The 14,645-nt window shown below is 63.6% G+C and carries 6 protein-coding genes and 4 rRNA genes; 7 read left to right on the top strand and 3 right to left on the bottom strand.

What is annotated here, in order from left to right:
• Positions 1 to 97 precede the first annotated feature (97 nt).
• The 4 genes from AC1Z4A_RS14465 (at position 98) to rrf (ending at position 6,365) form a co-directional block, all read left to right on the top strand.
• Positions 98 to 646 (top strand): MarR family winged helix-turn-helix transcriptional regulator, encoded by a 549-nt coding sequence (locus AC1Z4A_RS14465; RefSeq protein WP_483678999.1) that lies wholly within the window; start codon positions 98 to 100, stop codon positions 644 to 646.
• A gap of 604 nt (positions 647 to 1,250) precedes the next feature.
• Positions 1,251 to 2,774, top strand: a 16S ribosomal RNA gene (locus AC1Z4A_RS14460).
• Positions 2,775 to 3,051: 277 nt separating this feature from the next.
• A 23S ribosomal RNA gene (locus tag AC1Z4A_RS14455) occupies positions 3,052 to 6,172 on the top strand.
• A 76-nt stretch (positions 6,173 to 6,248) separates the two neighbouring features.
• Positions 6,249 to 6,365: ribosomal RNA gene (gene rrf / locus AC1Z4A_RS14450) — 5S ribosomal RNA — on the top strand.
• The 16S, 23S and 5S rRNA genes sit together here, the layout of an rRNA operon.
• 62 nt (positions 6,366 to 6,427) lie before the next feature.
• Here rrf and AC1Z4A_RS14445 read toward each other — a convergent pair.
• Complete coding sequence (locus AC1Z4A_RS14445; protein ID WP_483678997.1) at positions 6,428 to 7,981, bottom strand: SulP family inorganic anion transporter; 1,554 nt, start codon at positions 7,979 to 7,981, stop codon at positions 6,428 to 6,430.
• A 527-nt stretch (positions 7,982 to 8,508) separates the two neighbouring features.
• Between AC1Z4A_RS14445 and proC the strand changes: the two genes are divergently transcribed.
• Positions 8,509 to 9,318 carry a pyrroline-5-carboxylate reductase gene (gene proC, locus AC1Z4A_RS14440; RefSeq protein ID WP_483678995.1) on the top strand — a complete coding sequence of 270 codons (810 nt, stop codon included), beginning with the start codon at positions 8,509 to 8,511 and terminating at the stop codon, positions 9,316 to 9,318.
• A 51-nt stretch (positions 9,319 to 9,369) separates the two neighbouring features.
• Here proC and AC1Z4A_RS14435 read toward each other — a convergent pair whose 3' ends face one another.
• Positions 9,370 to 9,942, bottom strand: coding sequence for a cysteine hydrolase family protein (locus AC1Z4A_RS14435; RefSeq protein ID WP_483678993.1), 573 nt, complete (start codon positions 9,940 to 9,942; stop codon positions 9,370 to 9,372).
• A 211-nt stretch (positions 9,943 to 10,153) separates the two neighbouring features.
• Here AC1Z4A_RS14435 and AC1Z4A_RS14430 point away from each other — a divergent pair, with 211 nt between their 5' ends.
• Positions 10,154 to 11,137, top strand: coding sequence for a GlxA family transcriptional regulator (locus tag AC1Z4A_RS14430; protein WP_483678991.1), 984 nt, complete (start codon positions 10,154 to 10,156; stop codon positions 11,135 to 11,137).
• A 46-nt stretch (positions 11,138 to 11,183) separates the two neighbouring features.
• On the opposite strand, the gene trpS is transcribed toward AC1Z4A_RS14430, so the two are convergent.
• Positions 11,184 to 12,188, bottom strand: coding sequence for a tryptophan--tRNA ligase (gene trpS / locus AC1Z4A_RS14425; protein WP_483678988.1), 1,005 nt, complete (start codon positions 12,186 to 12,188; stop codon positions 11,184 to 11,186).
• 766 nt (positions 12,189 to 12,954) lie between these two features.
• Between trpS and AC1Z4A_RS14420 the strand changes: the two genes are divergently transcribed.
• Positions 12,955 to 14,478 (top strand): 16S ribosomal RNA (locus AC1Z4A_RS14420).
• Positions 14,479 to 14,645: the final 167 nt, after the last annotated feature.

Genomic DNA, 14,645 nt, shown 5'->3' with positions numbered 1-14,645 from the left:
CACCCCTCAAGCTTGAAGACTTCGACCCTAAACTTCGAAGCTAAAGAGTACATGGCGAAGGGCTTTAGCGCGAATCATTTCTGTCATACTGCAGCCCATGCCTGACACCCCCGAGCGCGCCGAGCCGAGCCTCGAAGAGCAGATCGCCGTCTACCAGCGCGAGTTCCAGGGCCTGGATCCGCAGGTGGAGCGCGTGGTCTCGGCCCTCAGCCGCCTCAACCGGCGCATGAACGTCGCGTACGGGCGCCAGACCGCCGAGCTGGGCATCAGCAACGCGGAGTGGGAGGTCCTCAAGGCCCTCGTGCTCACCGGCGAGCCCTACTGCCTCGGCCCCGGCGACCTCGCCAAGCGCCTCGGCCTCACCCCCGCCGCCATGACCCACCGCATCGACCGCATGGTCGGGGAGGGCCTCGTCACGCGCGAGCGGGACGAGAGCAACCGCGTGCGCGTCATCGTCGGGATTACAGAGGAAGGGCGCGCGAAGTGGCTGGAGGGCCTGCGCATGGCCACCGTCTTCGAAGAGGAGCTGCTCCAGGACCTCTCCGGTGACGAACGCGGACGGCTCGGCGAGATGCTCACCCGCCTGCTCCGCCGCGTGGAGGAGACCCAGCCGGACGCCGGCGGACGGCTCAGCGACCTCGACTGAGGGGCGCCCCGACGCGAGTTGACACGGGTGAGGCCGATGCGTAATGTTCTCCGGGTTGTCGCAGAGCCGTCAGGTTTCTGGGGCAGCACTTCGAGCCGCTCGGCGGCGTCCACTGCTTGCACGGCCCTGGAACGGGATGAATTTCGGCATGCCGGAATTCGGATCGTGACTCCGATTAGGAGTCGCCGGGGAAATCCGCTAAAGTAGTGATCACGCCGGAAGGCGCGAAACAAACCCCGCTCCAACAGGGGGCCGGAAACGGAATTCGGACCGGAAACGGAACGGAAAACGGATCTGGTAAGGTTGGAAACAATGAAGGGAAGCGCCCGGAGGAAAGCCCCAGTGAATGTCACTGCGGGTGAGTACAAAGGAAGCGTCCGTTCCTTGAGAACTCAACAGCGTGCCAAAAGTCAACGCCAGATATGTTGACACCCCGTCCATCTCGATGGATGAGGTTCCTTTAAAAGTCCTGCCGGGTCCGTATCGGATCGGGTAGGCGATTACACAGCGAGGACGCTGTGAACGGCCGGGCTTATTCCGCCTGGCTGTTCCGCTCAACGCGAGTGTGACCGGCAGTTTTTAATTAAACGCAGCCCGGTAAACATTCACGGAGAGTTTGATCCTGGCTCAGGACGAACGCTGGCGGCGTGCTTAACACATGCAAGTCGAACGATGAAGCCCTTCGGGGTGGATTAGTGGCGAACGGGTGAGTAACACGTGGGCAATCTGCCCTGCACTCTGGGACAAGCCCTGGAAACGGGGTCTAATACCGGATACGACCTGCCGAGGCATCTTGGCGGGTGGAAAGCTCCGGCGGTGCAGGATGAGCCCGCGGCCTATCAGCTTGTTGGTGGGGTGATGGCCTACCAAGGCGACGACGGGTAGCCGGCCTGAGAGGGCGACCGGCCACACTGGGACTGAGACACGGCCCAGACTCCTACGGGAGGCAGCAGTGGGGAATATTGCACAATGGGCGAAAGCCTGATGCAGCGACGCCGCGTGAGGGATGACGGCCTTCGGGTTGTAAACCTCTTTCAGCAGGGAAGAAGCGAAAGTGACGGTACCTGCAGAAGAAGCGCCGGCTAACTACGTGCCAGCAGCCGCGGTAATACGTAGGGCGCAAGCGTTGTCCGGAATTATTGGGCGTAAAGAGCTCGTAGGCGGCTTGTCGCGTCGGATGTGAAAGCCCGGGGCTTAACCCCGGGTCTGCATTCGATACGGGCAGGCTAGAGTTCGGTAGGGGAGATCGGAATTCCTGGTGTAGCGGTGAAATGCGCAGATATCAGGAGGAACACCGGTGGCGAAGGCGGATCTCTGGGCCGATACTGACGCTGAGGAGCGAAAGCGTGGGGAGCGAACAGGATTAGATACCCTGGTAGTCCACGCCGTAAACGTTGGGCACTAGGTGTGGGCGACATTCCACGTCGTCCGTGCCGCAGCTAACGCATTAAGTGCCCCGCCTGGGGAGTACGGCCGCAAGGCTAAAACTCAAAGGAATTGACGGGGGCCCGCACAAGCAGCGGAGCATGTGGCTTAATTCGACGCAACGCGAAGAACCTTACCAAGGCTTGACATACACCGGAAAGCGCTAGAGATAGTGCCCCCCTTGTGGTCGGTGTACAGGTGGTGCATGGCTGTCGTCAGCTCGTGTCGTGAGATGTTGGGTTAAGTCCCGCAACGAGCGCAACCCTTGTTCTGTGTTGCCAGCATGCCTTTCGGGGTGATGGGGACTCACAGGAGACTGCCGGGGTCAACTCGGAGGAAGGTGGGGACGACGTCAAGTCATCATGCCCCTTATGTCTTGGGCTGCACACGTGCTACAATGGCCGGTACAATGAGCTGCGATACCGCGAGGTGGAGCGAATCTCAAAAAGCCGGTCTCAGTTCGGATTGGGGTCTGCAACTCGACCCCATGAAGTTGGAGTTGCTAGTAATCGCAGATCAGCATTGCTGCGGTGAATACGTTCCCGGGCCTTGTACACACCGCCCGTCACGTCACGAAAGTCGGTAACACCCGAAGCCGGTGGCCCAACCCTTGTGGAGGGAGCCGTCGAAGGTGGGACTGGCGATTGGGACGAAGTCGTAACAAGGTAGCCGTACCGGAAGGTGCGGCTGGATCACCTCCTTTCTAAGGAGCACATAGCCGGCTGCAAGCGAATGTCTTGCACGGTTGCTCATGGGTGGAACGTTGACTATTCGGCACAGTTCAGGATCTCCCTGTTAGTACTGCTTCGGCGTGGAACACAGTGGGGTGAGTGGCTGGGCCGGGCACGCTGTTGGGTATCTGAGGGTGCGAGCGTTGCTCGAGCCTTCGCGATGCCGGCCCCGGTGAAGCTCTGCAGCAGCAGGGTGTGACGGGTGGCTGGTCGTTGCTTGAGAACTGCACAGTGGACGCGAGCATCTGTGGCCAAGTTTTTAAGGGCGCACGGTGGATGCCTTGGCACCAGGAACCGATGAAGGACGTGGGAGGCCGCGATAGGCCCCGGGGAGCTGTCAACCGAGCTGTGATCCGGGGGTGTCCGAATGGGGAAACCCGGCAGTCGTCATGGGCTGTCACCCGCTGCTGAACACATAGGCAGTGTGGAGGGAACGCGGGGAAGTGAAACATCTCAGTACCCGCAGGAAGAGAAAACAACCGTGATTCCGGGAGTAGTGGCGAGCGAAACCGGATGAGGCCAAACCGTATGTGTGTGATACCCGGCAGGGGTTGCGCATGCGGGGTTGTGGGATCTCTCTTTCATGGTCTGCCGGCCATGAGACGAGTCAGAAACCGTTGATGTAGGCGAAGGACATGCGAAAGGTCCGGCGTAGAGGGTAAGACCCCCGTAGCTGAAACATTAGCGGCTCGTTTGAGAGACACCCAAGTAGCACGGGGCCCGAGAAATCCCGTGTGAATCTGGCGGGACCACCCGCTAAGCCTAAATATTCCCTGGTGACCGATAGCGGATAGTACCGTGAGGGAATGGTGAAAAGTACCGCGGGAGCGGAGTGAAATAGTACCTGAAACCGTGTGCCTACAAGCCGTGGGAGCGTCGCCGTCAAGCTTGCTTGGCGGTCGTGACTGCGTGCCTTTTGAAGAATGAGCCTGCGAGTTTGCGGTATGTTGCGAGGTTAACCCGTGTGGGGAAGCCGTAGCGAAAGCGAGTCCGAATAGGGCGTTTGAGTAGCGTGCCCAAGACCCGAAGCGGAGTGATCTAGCCATGGGCAGGTTGAAGCGGAGGTAAGACTTCGTGGAGGACCGAACCCACCAGGGTTGAAAACCTGGGGGATGACCTGTGGTTAGGGGTGAAAGGCCAATCAAACTCCGTGATAGCTGGTTCTCCCCGAAATGCATTTAGGTGCAGCGTCGTGTGTTTCTTGCCGGAGGTAGAGCACTGGATAGGCGATGGGCCCTACCGGGTTACTGACCTTAGCCAAACTCCGAATGCCGGTAAGTGAGAGCGCGGCAGTGAGACTGTGGGGGATAAGCTCCATGGTCGAGAGGGAAACAGCCCAGAGCATCGACTAAGGCCCCTAAGCGTACGCTAAGTGGGAAAGGATGTGGAGTCGCAGAGACAACCAGGAGGTTGGCTTAGAAGCAGCCACCCTTGAAAGAGTGCGTAATAGCTCACTGGTCAAGTGATTCCGCGCCGACAATGTAGCGGGGCTCAAGCGTACCGCCGAAGTCGTGTCATTCACACAACAGCCTCAACGGGTGTGTGGATGGGTAGGGGAGCGTCGTGTGCCGGGTGAAGCAGCCGTGGAAACGAGTTGTGGACGGTTCACGAGTGAGAATGCAGGCATGAGTAGCGATACACACGTGGGAAACGTGTGCGCCGATTGACTAAGGGTTCCTGGGTCAAGCTGATCTGCCCAGGGTAAGTCGGGACCTAAGGCGAGGCCGACAGGCGTAGTCGATGGACAACCGGTTGATATTCCGGTACCCGCTTTGAAACGCCCAATATCGAATCAGGCGATGCTAAGTCCGTGAAGCCGCCCTGGATCCTTCGGGTGAAGGGGAGTGGTGGAGCCGACGGACCAGACTTGTAGTAGGTAAGCGATGGGGTGACGCAGGAAGGTAGTCCAGCCCGGGCGGTGGTTGTCCCGGGGTAAGGGTGTAGGGCGTTGTGTAGGCAAATCCGCACAACATGCAGCCTGAGACCTGATGCCGAGCCGATTGTGGTGAAGTGGATGATCCTATGCTGTCGAGAAAAGCCTCTAGCGAGTTTCATGGCGGCCCGTACCCTAAACCGACTCAGGTGGTCAGGTAGAGAATACCGAGGCGTTCGGGTGAACTATGGTTAAGGAACTCGGCAAAATGCCCCCGTAACTTCGGGAGAAGGGGGGCCATTCCTGGTGATAGCACTTGCTGCTTGAGCTGGGGGTGGCCGCAGAGACCAGCGAGAAGCGACTGTTTACTAAAAACACAGGTCCGTGCGAAGCCGTAAGGCGATGTATACGGACTGACGCCTGCCCGGTGCTGGAACGTTAAGGGGACCGGTTAGCTCTGTTTCGACGGGGCGAAGCTGAGAACTTAAGCGCCAGTAAACGGCGGTGGTAACTATAACCATCCTAAGGTAGCGAAATTCCTTGTCGGGTAAGTTCCGACCTGCACGAATGGCGTAACGACTTCTCGACTGTCTCAACCATAGGCCCGGTGAAATTGCACTACGAGTAAAGATGCTCGTTTCGCGCAGCAGGACGGAAAGACCCCGGGACCTTTACTACAGCTTGATATTGGTGTTCGGTTCGGCTTGTGTAGGATAGGTGGGAGACTGTGAAGCATGCACGCCAGTGTGTGTGGAGTCGTCGTTGAAATACCACTCTGGTCGTGCTGGATGTCTAACCTGGGTCCGTGATCCGGATCAGGGACAGTGTCTGGTGGGTAGTTTAACTGGGGCGGTTGCCTCCTAAAGGGTAACGGAGGCGCCCAAAGGTTCCCTCAGCCTGGTTGGCAATCAGGTGTTGAGTGTAAGTGCACAAGGGAGCTTGACTGTGAGACCGACGGGTCGAGCAGGGACGAAAGTCGGGACTAGTGATCCGGCGGTGGCTTGTGGAAGCGCCGTCGCTCAACGGATAAAAGGTACCCCGGGGATAACAGGCTGATCTTCCCCAAGAGTCCATATCGACGGGATGGTTTGGCACCTCGATGTCGGCTCGTCGCATCCTGGGGCTGGAGTCGGTCCCAAGGGTTGGGCTGTTCGCCCATTAAAGCGGTACGCGAGCTGGGTTTAGAACGTCGTGAGACAGTTCGGTCCCTATCCGCTGTGCGCGTAGGAGTCTTGAGAAGGGCTGTCCCTAGTACGAGAGGACCGGGACGGACGAACCTCTGGTGTGCCAGTTGTCCTGCCAAGGGCATGGCTGGTTGGCTACGTTCGGGAGGGATAACCGCTGAAAGCATCTAAGCGGGAAGCCTGCTTCGAGATGAGGACTCCCACCCACTTGATGGGGTAAGGCTCCCAGTAGACGACTGGGTTGATAGGCCAGGTGTGGAAGACCGGTAACGGTTGGAGCTGACTGGTACTAATAGGCCGAGGGCTTGTCCTCAGTTGCTCGCGTCCACTGTGTAGGTTCTGAAGTAACGACCGTTGAGTCATGCTCCGGTTGGTTAACTTCATAGTGTTTCGGTGGTCATAGCGTTAGGGAAACGCCCGGTTACATTCCGAACCCGGAAGCTAAGCCTTTCAGCGCCGATGGTACTGCAGGGGGGACCCTGTGGGAGAGTAGGACGCCGCCGAACAAATTGTGAGAGAAAGCCCTGGCAGGGATTACCTGCCGGGGCTTTCTTGCGTTCTACGCCTTTTAAACCGCTACCACTTGGCCGCTGGCTTCGCCGTCCCCGTTCTCGTCTCCCGTTCCGTGCTGCCGAAGCTGTCCGTTCCGCTCCGCCCAGCCGAGCAGTGCGGTGTGGCATGCGCGGTCCATCTGCCGCAGAGCGGTGAGGTCGAGTTCCACTTCCCGTCCCTGCCGGGCAAGGCCGTCCAGATCGTCGAGCAGCTTGGGCAGCCGCAGGAAGTTGGCGTTGCCGATCACTCGGGCGCGGAGAGTGCCGTCGGGCCTCGTGACTGCCTCGACGTGTACGTGCGAGGTCTCCCAGGCCGCCTTCACCACTGCCGCCAACAGCCCGATGACCACGCCCTCGAAGAGATTCGTGACCACGATGGCCACGGTGGTCGTCACCAGCACCGCGACCTCGCCCCGGTGTTCCCGCCACAGCGGGCCCAGTTCCTTTCCGGGCAGCAGCTTCCAGCCGGCGTGGACGAGGACGCCGGCCAGCGCCGCCACCGGGATGAGTTCCAGGGACCAGGGCAGGAGCGTCGCGAAGACCAGCAGCCACACTCCGTGCAGTACCCGCGAGGCCTTCGTCCGGGCACCGGCCTGCACATTGGCGGCGCTGCGGACGATCACGGCGGTCATGGGGAGCGCGCCGAGCGCTCCGCACACGGTGTTGCCCGCGCCCTGGGCGATGAGTTCCTTGTTGTAGTCCGTGCGGGGGCCGTCGTGCAGCCGGTCGGCAGCGATCGCGCTGAACAGCGATTCCGCGGATGCCATGAGCGCGAAGGCGAGCACCGTCCCCAGCACTCCGAACTCGCTCAGCCGCGCGAAGTCGCCGCCGCTCGGTGGCTGAACGGCATCGAGGATGCCCCGTACCCGGATCCGCTCGACCGGAAGGTGCAGCACCGCCACCGCGGTCGTCGCCAGTGCGACCGCCGCGAGGGGCCCGGGTACCAGCCGGGCACCCCACCGCCAGCGGGGCCACAGCACCAGGACGACCGCGGTGCCCGCGCCCACCGCGACTGCGGAGAGCGCGTCCGGCGAGGCGAGCGTGTCGGTGAACAGCGTGACCAGCCCGCCCAGCTTCTCCAGACCCCCGGCGGGCGCATCCGCGTCGGCCAGGACGTACAGCTGGCCGGCGATCAGGACGACGCCGATTCCCGCAAGCATGCCCTGCACCACCGCGACGGAGATGGCGCGGAACCAGCGGCCCAGCCGCAGCAGCCCCATGGCCACCTGGAGGAGCCCGGCGGTGAGGACGAGCACGCCCAGCGCCCTGAGCCCGTACTCCCGCACCGCCTCGTAGACCAGCACGGTCAGTCCCGCGGCCGGACCGCTGACCTGCAGGCTGCTGCCCGGCAGCAGTCCGGTGAGGAGCCCGCCGACGATGCCGGTGACCAGCCCCAGTTCCACCGGTACGCCGGAGGCCACGGCGATGCCGACCGACAGCGGCACGGCTATGAGGAAGACGACGAGCGAGGCGGTGAAGTCGGCACGGACGTTGGCCAGCAGACGATGTCGCAGGTCAACTCGGGTGACTGCCTTGAGGACATGGCGGAAGAGGGCCTTTTGGTTCTGCATGAGGATTGCCTCCAGCGAGCCAGGGCGCGCGCAGCGATGCGATGAGGATCGTTGCCAGACAGGTGGAGTCCGGAGAGGTGGAGTCCGGAGAGGTGGAGTCCGGAGAGGTGGAGTCCGGAGAGGTGGAGTCCGGGGAGGTGAGGTCCGGGGAGGTGGATTCCGGACACGTGGAGTCCGACAGGTGGAGTGGAGTCGGTGATCGGTGCGGAGTGAGTGACACGCGAGAGCGCAGCGGCAGAGGAGAACCGACGCCGTCGTCCCCCTGCGGCGCCGTGCCGTTAATCACCTGACCATATTTTGGCCAAGTGGCGCCGAGATTCGTTGAGTTGATCTGTAACCAGCATGTAAACGAGGGGCTGCGGTCAGGGGCCTGGGATGACGGATGGGGCCGGAGGCGCACCAGGGAATCCCGAGACGTGGACAGCCGCGCCGACCGACCCGTACGGGGTGCAAAGATGGCCGGTACGCGGAGGGGCCCGTACCGTTGCCCCGCCCCTTGAAGCCCAGCGCAGCGAAAAGGTGAGCCCGTGGCCCAGAAAGTCGCCGTCCTCGGCACCGGAAAGATCGGCGAAGCGCTGCTCAGCGGCATGATCCGGGCCGGCTGGTCGGCCGGCGACCTGATGTGCACCGCCCGCCGCGCAGAGCGCGCCGAGGCGCTCCGTACCCGCTACGGCGTCGAGGTGGTCAGCAACACCGAGGCCGCCAAGGCCGCCGACACCCTCATCCTGGCCGTCAAGCCGCAGGACATGGCGGCCCTGCTCGAAGAGCTGGCCCCGCACCTGCCCGTCGAGCGGCTGGTCATCAGCGCGGCGGCCGGCATCCCCACGACCTTCTTCGAGGAGAGGCTCGCCCCCGGCACCCCCGTCGTGCGCGTCATGCCGAACACCCCCGTCCTCGTCGACGAGGGGATGTCCGTCATCTCCGCCGGCACCCACGCCACCGAGGAACATCTCCTCCGCGCCGAGGCGATCTTCAAGCCGGTGGGGAAGACCCTGCGCGTCCCCGAGTCGCAGCAGGACGCGGCGACCGCGCTCTCGGGCTCCGGCCCGGCGTACTTCTACTACCTCGTCGAAGCCATGACCGACGCGGGAATCCTGCTGGGCCTGCCCCGCGACAAGGCCCACGACCTCATCGTCCAGGCCGCCATCGGAGCCGCGGTCATGCTCCGCGACAGCGGTGAGCACCCGGTCAAGCTCCGCGAGGCGGTCACCTCACCGGCAGGCACCACCATCAGCGCCGTCCGGGAGCTGGAGAAGCACGGCGTGCGCCACGCCCTCATCGCTGCCCTCGAGGCCGCCCGCGACCGCAGCCGCGAGCTGGCCTCCGGCAACGGCTGAGGGCACAGCGGGCAAGGGCACAGCGGACAAGACAGCTGCGCGCGGGCGCGGTCAGCCCGTCAGCGAGGCGGTGCTCACCACCTTCGCGAAGCCGCCCGCGTGCAGATTGGTCGCGGTCGCCAGGGACAGCTCGTCGGCCGTGAGGATCCGGCCGTCCGGGCCGGCCGCGTCGAAGGTGTGCGTCGCGTCGATCGGCACGATCACGTCGTAGCCGAGGTTGCCGCCCATGCGGGCCGTGGTGTCCACGCACCAGTTGGTCATGATGCCCGCCACGACGATCTGCCGTATCCCGGCCGCGTCCAGCCAGCTCCGCAGGTCCGGAGTGCCGATGAAGGCCGAGTTCACCGTCTTGGTGAGCAGCAGCTCGGGGCCCGTCCCCTTGCCGCGGCGCTGCTCCACGAAGTCCTGGAAGTCGTTCCCCTTCTGACCCGGGCGCAGCGGCGAGTCCGGCTTGGGCGAGTCGTGCCGTACGAAGACGACCGGCCGGCCCGCCGCCTGCCAGGTGTCGACGAGCGAGGCGATGTTCTCCTCGGCGGCGGGGTTGTTGCGGGGCGGGAAGGCCGGGTCGTGCCAGCCCTTCTGCACGTCGATGACGATGAGCGCGGTGTTCTGTGTGATCTCCATGCCCATGATCCTGCTGGCGCGGCACGGCTGCGGACAGTGGCAGGACAGACCATGTTCGATGGATTAGTGCCACGGGTGCCGGGCGGTCCGGAGATGTACCGGGGAGGGAGGCCGGTGCACCATGTCGGTCATGCAACCTGTGCAATCAGTGCAGCCCGTGCAATCAGTGCAGCCCGTGCAATCAGTGCAGCCCGTGCAACCAGCGCAGCCCGTGCAGTCCATACAGCCCGTGCGGCAGCGCATCGCCCTCGTCGCCTTTCCGGGCATACGGGCCTTCGACGTCGCCGTCATCGCCGAGGTCTGGGGAGTCGACCGCACCGGACGCGGCGCCCCGCCCTTCGAACTCCGCCGCTGTGCCCCGGACCGGGCGCCCGTGGAGATGCCCGGCGGCCTCACCCTCGCCCCCGACCGGGACCTGGACTGGCTGGCCACCGCCGATCTGATCGTCGTCCCCGGCGTCGACGACCACCTGGCCCCGGTACCGGAGCCCGTACTGGACGCGCTGCGGAACGCGCACCGGGCCGGCATCCCCGTCGCCTCGCTGTGCGGGGGCGCCTTCGTCCTCGCACAGTCCGGACTGCTCGACGGGCGGCGTGCCGTCACCCACTGGAACCTCACCACTCTGCTGTCCGCCGTACACCCAGCCGTCGAGGTCGTCCCGGATGCCCTCTTCGTCGAGGACGGCGGCGTCTGGACGGCAGCGGGCGTCGCCGCGGGCATCGACCTCTGTCTCCACCTGGTCCGCACCGCCCACGGCGCCGAGGCGGCGGCAACCATCGCCCGCTCGATGGTCACCGCCCCCTTCCGCACCGGAACGCAGGCCCAGTTCATCGAACACCCCGCACCGACCGGCGCCGACCACGGCGCCTCGGACGCCCTCGCGTCCGTACGGGAGCGGGCGCTCCGCCGGCTGGCCGAGCCGCTGACCGTCGCCGACCTGGCCGGCTGGGCCGGCATGTCCCCGCGCTCCTTCGCCCGTCACTTCACGGCGAGCACGGGGACCACACCGATCCAGTGGCTCCTCGACCAGCGCATCGCCGCAGCACAGCAGCTCCTGGAGCGGACCGCCCTGCCCATGCCCGAGATCGCCAGGCGCTGCGGCTTCGGCAGCGAGGTCACCATGCGCCAGCACTTCGCGGCCCGCCTCGCCACCAGCCCCCGCGACTACCGCCGGGCCTTCCGCGCGGCGGGTTGATGCGGGCCGCCGCGCAGTGGACCAGGCGGGCGCGCGAAGGGCTTCCTCACATCGGGGGCAGCAGGCCGATGGCCCGGTACGCCGCGTCGACCGTCGGCCGGGCGAGCCCCCGCGCACGCTCGGCACCGGCCCTCAGCACCTCGTCCACATAACCGGGATCGGCACACAGCTCGGCATGCCGATCCTGGATCGGCCGCAGCACCTCCACCACGGCCTCGGCCGCGTCCTTCTTCAACGCGCCGTACGAGCTGTAGCGCGCGGCAAGCTCCGCCGGTTTGTCCTCGCCGCCCGTGCACGCCGCCAGGATCTCCAGCAGGTTCGCGACACCGGGCTGCGCCTCCCGGTCGTACGCGACCTCGGTCCCGCTGTCGGTCACCGCACGCATGACTTTCTTCCGCGCGACGTCCGGCTCGTCGAGGAGATAGACGATGCCGGACGTCTCCACGTGCGACTTCCCCATCTTGGACGTGGGGTCCTGGAGGTCCATGACCCTGGCCGCCACGGTCGGGAGCACGGCCCGGGGGACCGTGAACGTACGCCCGTACCGCTGGTTGAAGCGCACCGCCAGGTCCCGGGTGAGTTCCACGTGCTGCGCCTGGTCGTCACCCACGGGAACCTCGTCCGCCCCATAGGCGAGGATGTCCGCGGCCATCAGCACGGGATAGGTGAGCAGCGAGAGCCGGACGCTCCCGCCCGTGGCACGTTCCCGCGCGGACTTCTCCTTGTACTGGATCATCCGCCGCATCTCGCCGTCCGTGGCCGTGCACTCGAGGAGATAGGAGAGGCGCGTGTGCTCGTCGACGTGACTCTGTACGAACAGGGTGCAGCGGGCCGGGTCCAGCCCCGCGGCCAGCAGCAGCGTCGCGGCCTGCCGGCTCAGCCTCCGTACACGAGCGGGGTCGTGGTCGACGGTCAGCGCGTGCAGGTCGACGACGCAGAAGAGGGCGTCGGCGCGGTGCTGGTCCGTTTCCACCCACTGGCGTACGGCCCCGAGGTAGTTGCCCAGCGTCAGGTGGCCGGTGGGCTTGATGCCGCTGAAGATCCGGGTCATCGGTGGTGCACTCCTTGGAGTCGGGACCACCGCCCGGACAGCAAAACGGCCGCCGAGGCGGCGGCCGCTGGTGCATGCGCAGGTCTCGGGCCGCCTGTCAGGCGGCCCACCACTCCTGGGTGCGCGCATGCTTGGTCACAGGACGACGGTAGCCCGTCAAACCCGCTTGCGCCACGGGTTTGATGCGTCTTACAGGAGCGTGTAGAGTTCTTCGAGTTGCCACGGCGCCCGGATGGGTGACGGGGCAGCACTTCGAGCCGCTCGGCGGCGTCCACTGCTTGCACGGCCCTGGAACGGGATGAATTTCGGCATGCCGGAATTCGGATCGTGACTCCGATTAGGAGTCACCGGGGAAATCCGCTAAAGTAGTGATCACGCCGGAAGGCGCGAAACAAACCCCGCTCCAACAGGGGGCCGGAAACGGAATTCGGACCGGAAACGGAACGGAAAACGGATCTGGTAAGGTTGGAAACAACGAAGGGAAGCGCCCGGAGGAAAGCCCCAGTGAATGTCACTGCGGGTGAGTACAAAGGAAGCGTCCGTTCCTTGAGAACTCAACAGCGTGCCAAAAGTCAACGCCAGATATGTTGACACCCCGTCCATCTCGATGGATGAGGTTCCTTTAAAAGTCCTGCCGGGTCCGTATCGGATCGGGTAGGCGATTACACAGCGAGGACGCTGTGAACGGCCGGGCTTATTCCGCCTGGCTGTTCCGCTCAACGCGAGTGTGACCGGCAGTTTTTAATTAAACGCAGCCCGGTAAACATTCACGGAGAGTTTGATCCTGGCTCAGGACGAACGCTGGCGGCGTGCTTAACACATGCAAGTCGAACGATGAAGCCCTTCGGGGTGGATTAGTGGCGAACGGGTGAGTAACACGTGGGCAATCTGCCCTGCACTCTGGGACAAGCCCTGGAAACGGGGTCTAATACCGGATACGACCTGCCGAGGCATCTTGGCGGGTGGAAAGCTCCGGCGGTGCAGGATGAGCCCGCGGCCTATCAGCTTGTTGGTGGGGTGATGGCCTACCAAGGCGACGACGGGTAGCCGGCCTGAGAGGGCGACCGGCCACACTGGGACTGAGACACGGCCCAGACTCCTACGGGAGGCAGCAGTGGGGAATATTGCACAATGGGCGAAAGCCTGATGCAGCGACGCCGCGTGAGGGATGACGGCCTTCGGGTTGTAAACCTCTTTCAGCAGGGAAGAAGCGAAAGTGACGGTACCTGCAGAAGAAGCGCCGGCTAACTACGTGCCAGCAGCCGCGGTAATACGTAGGGCGCAAGCGTTGTCCGGAATTATTGGGCGTAAAGAGCTCGTAGGCGGCTTGTCGCGTCGGATGTGAAAGCCCGGGGCTTAACCCCGGGTCTGCATTCGATACGGGCAGGCTAGAGTTCGGTAGGGGAGATCGGAATTCCTGGTGTAGCGGTGAAATGCGCAGATATCAGGAGGAACACCGGTGGCGAAGGCGGATCTCTGGGCCGATACTGACGCTGAGGAGCGAAAGCGTGGGGAGCGAACAGGATTAGATACCCTGGTAGTCCACGCCGTAAACGTTGGGCACTAGGTGTGGGCGACATTCCACGTCGTCCGTGCCGCAGCTAACGCATTAAGTGCCCCGCCTGGGGAGTACGGCCGCAAGGCTAAAACTCAAAGGAATTGACGGGGGCCCGCACAAGCAGCGGAGCATGTGGCTTAATTCGACGCAACGCGAAGAACCTTACCAAGGCTTGACATACACCGGAAAGCGCTAGAGATAGTGCCCCCCTTGTGGTCGGTGTACAGGTGGTGCATGGCTGTCGTCAGCTCGTGTCGTGAGATGTTGGGTTAAGTCCCGCAACGAGCGCAACCCTTGTTCTGTGTTGCCAGCATGCCTTTCGGGGTGATGGGGACTCACAGGAGACTGCCGGGGTCAACTCGGAGGAAGGTGGGGACGACGTCAAGTCATCATGCCCCTTATGTCTTGGGCTGCACACGTGCTACAATGGCCGGTACAATGAGCTGCGATACCGCGAGGTGGAGCGAATCTCAAAAAGCCGGTCTCAGTTCGGATTGGGGTCTGCAACTCGACCCCATGAAGTTGGAGTTGCTAGTAATCGCAGATCAGCATTGCTGCGGTGAATACGTTCCCGGGCCTTGTACACACCGCCCGTCACGTCACGAAAGTCGGTAACACCCGAAGCCGGTGGCCCAACCCTTGTGGAGGGAGCCGTCGAAGGTGGGACTGGCGATTGGGACGAAGTCGTAACAAGGTAGCCGTACCGGAAGGTGCGGCTGGATCACCTCCTTTCTAAGGAGCACATAGCCGGCTGCAAGCGAATGTCTTGCACGGTTGCTCATGGGTGGAACGTTGACTATTCGGCACAGTTCAGGATCTCCCTGTTAGTACTGCTTCGGCGTGGAACACAGTGGGGTGAGTGGCTGGGCCGGGCACGCTGTTGGGTATCTGAGGGTGCG

Source organism: Streptomyces sp. 17_S59 (assembly GCF_056930295.1).
Note: the sequence above shows the minus strand (reverse complement) of the source record. Positions and strands in the feature narration are given on the sequence as shown.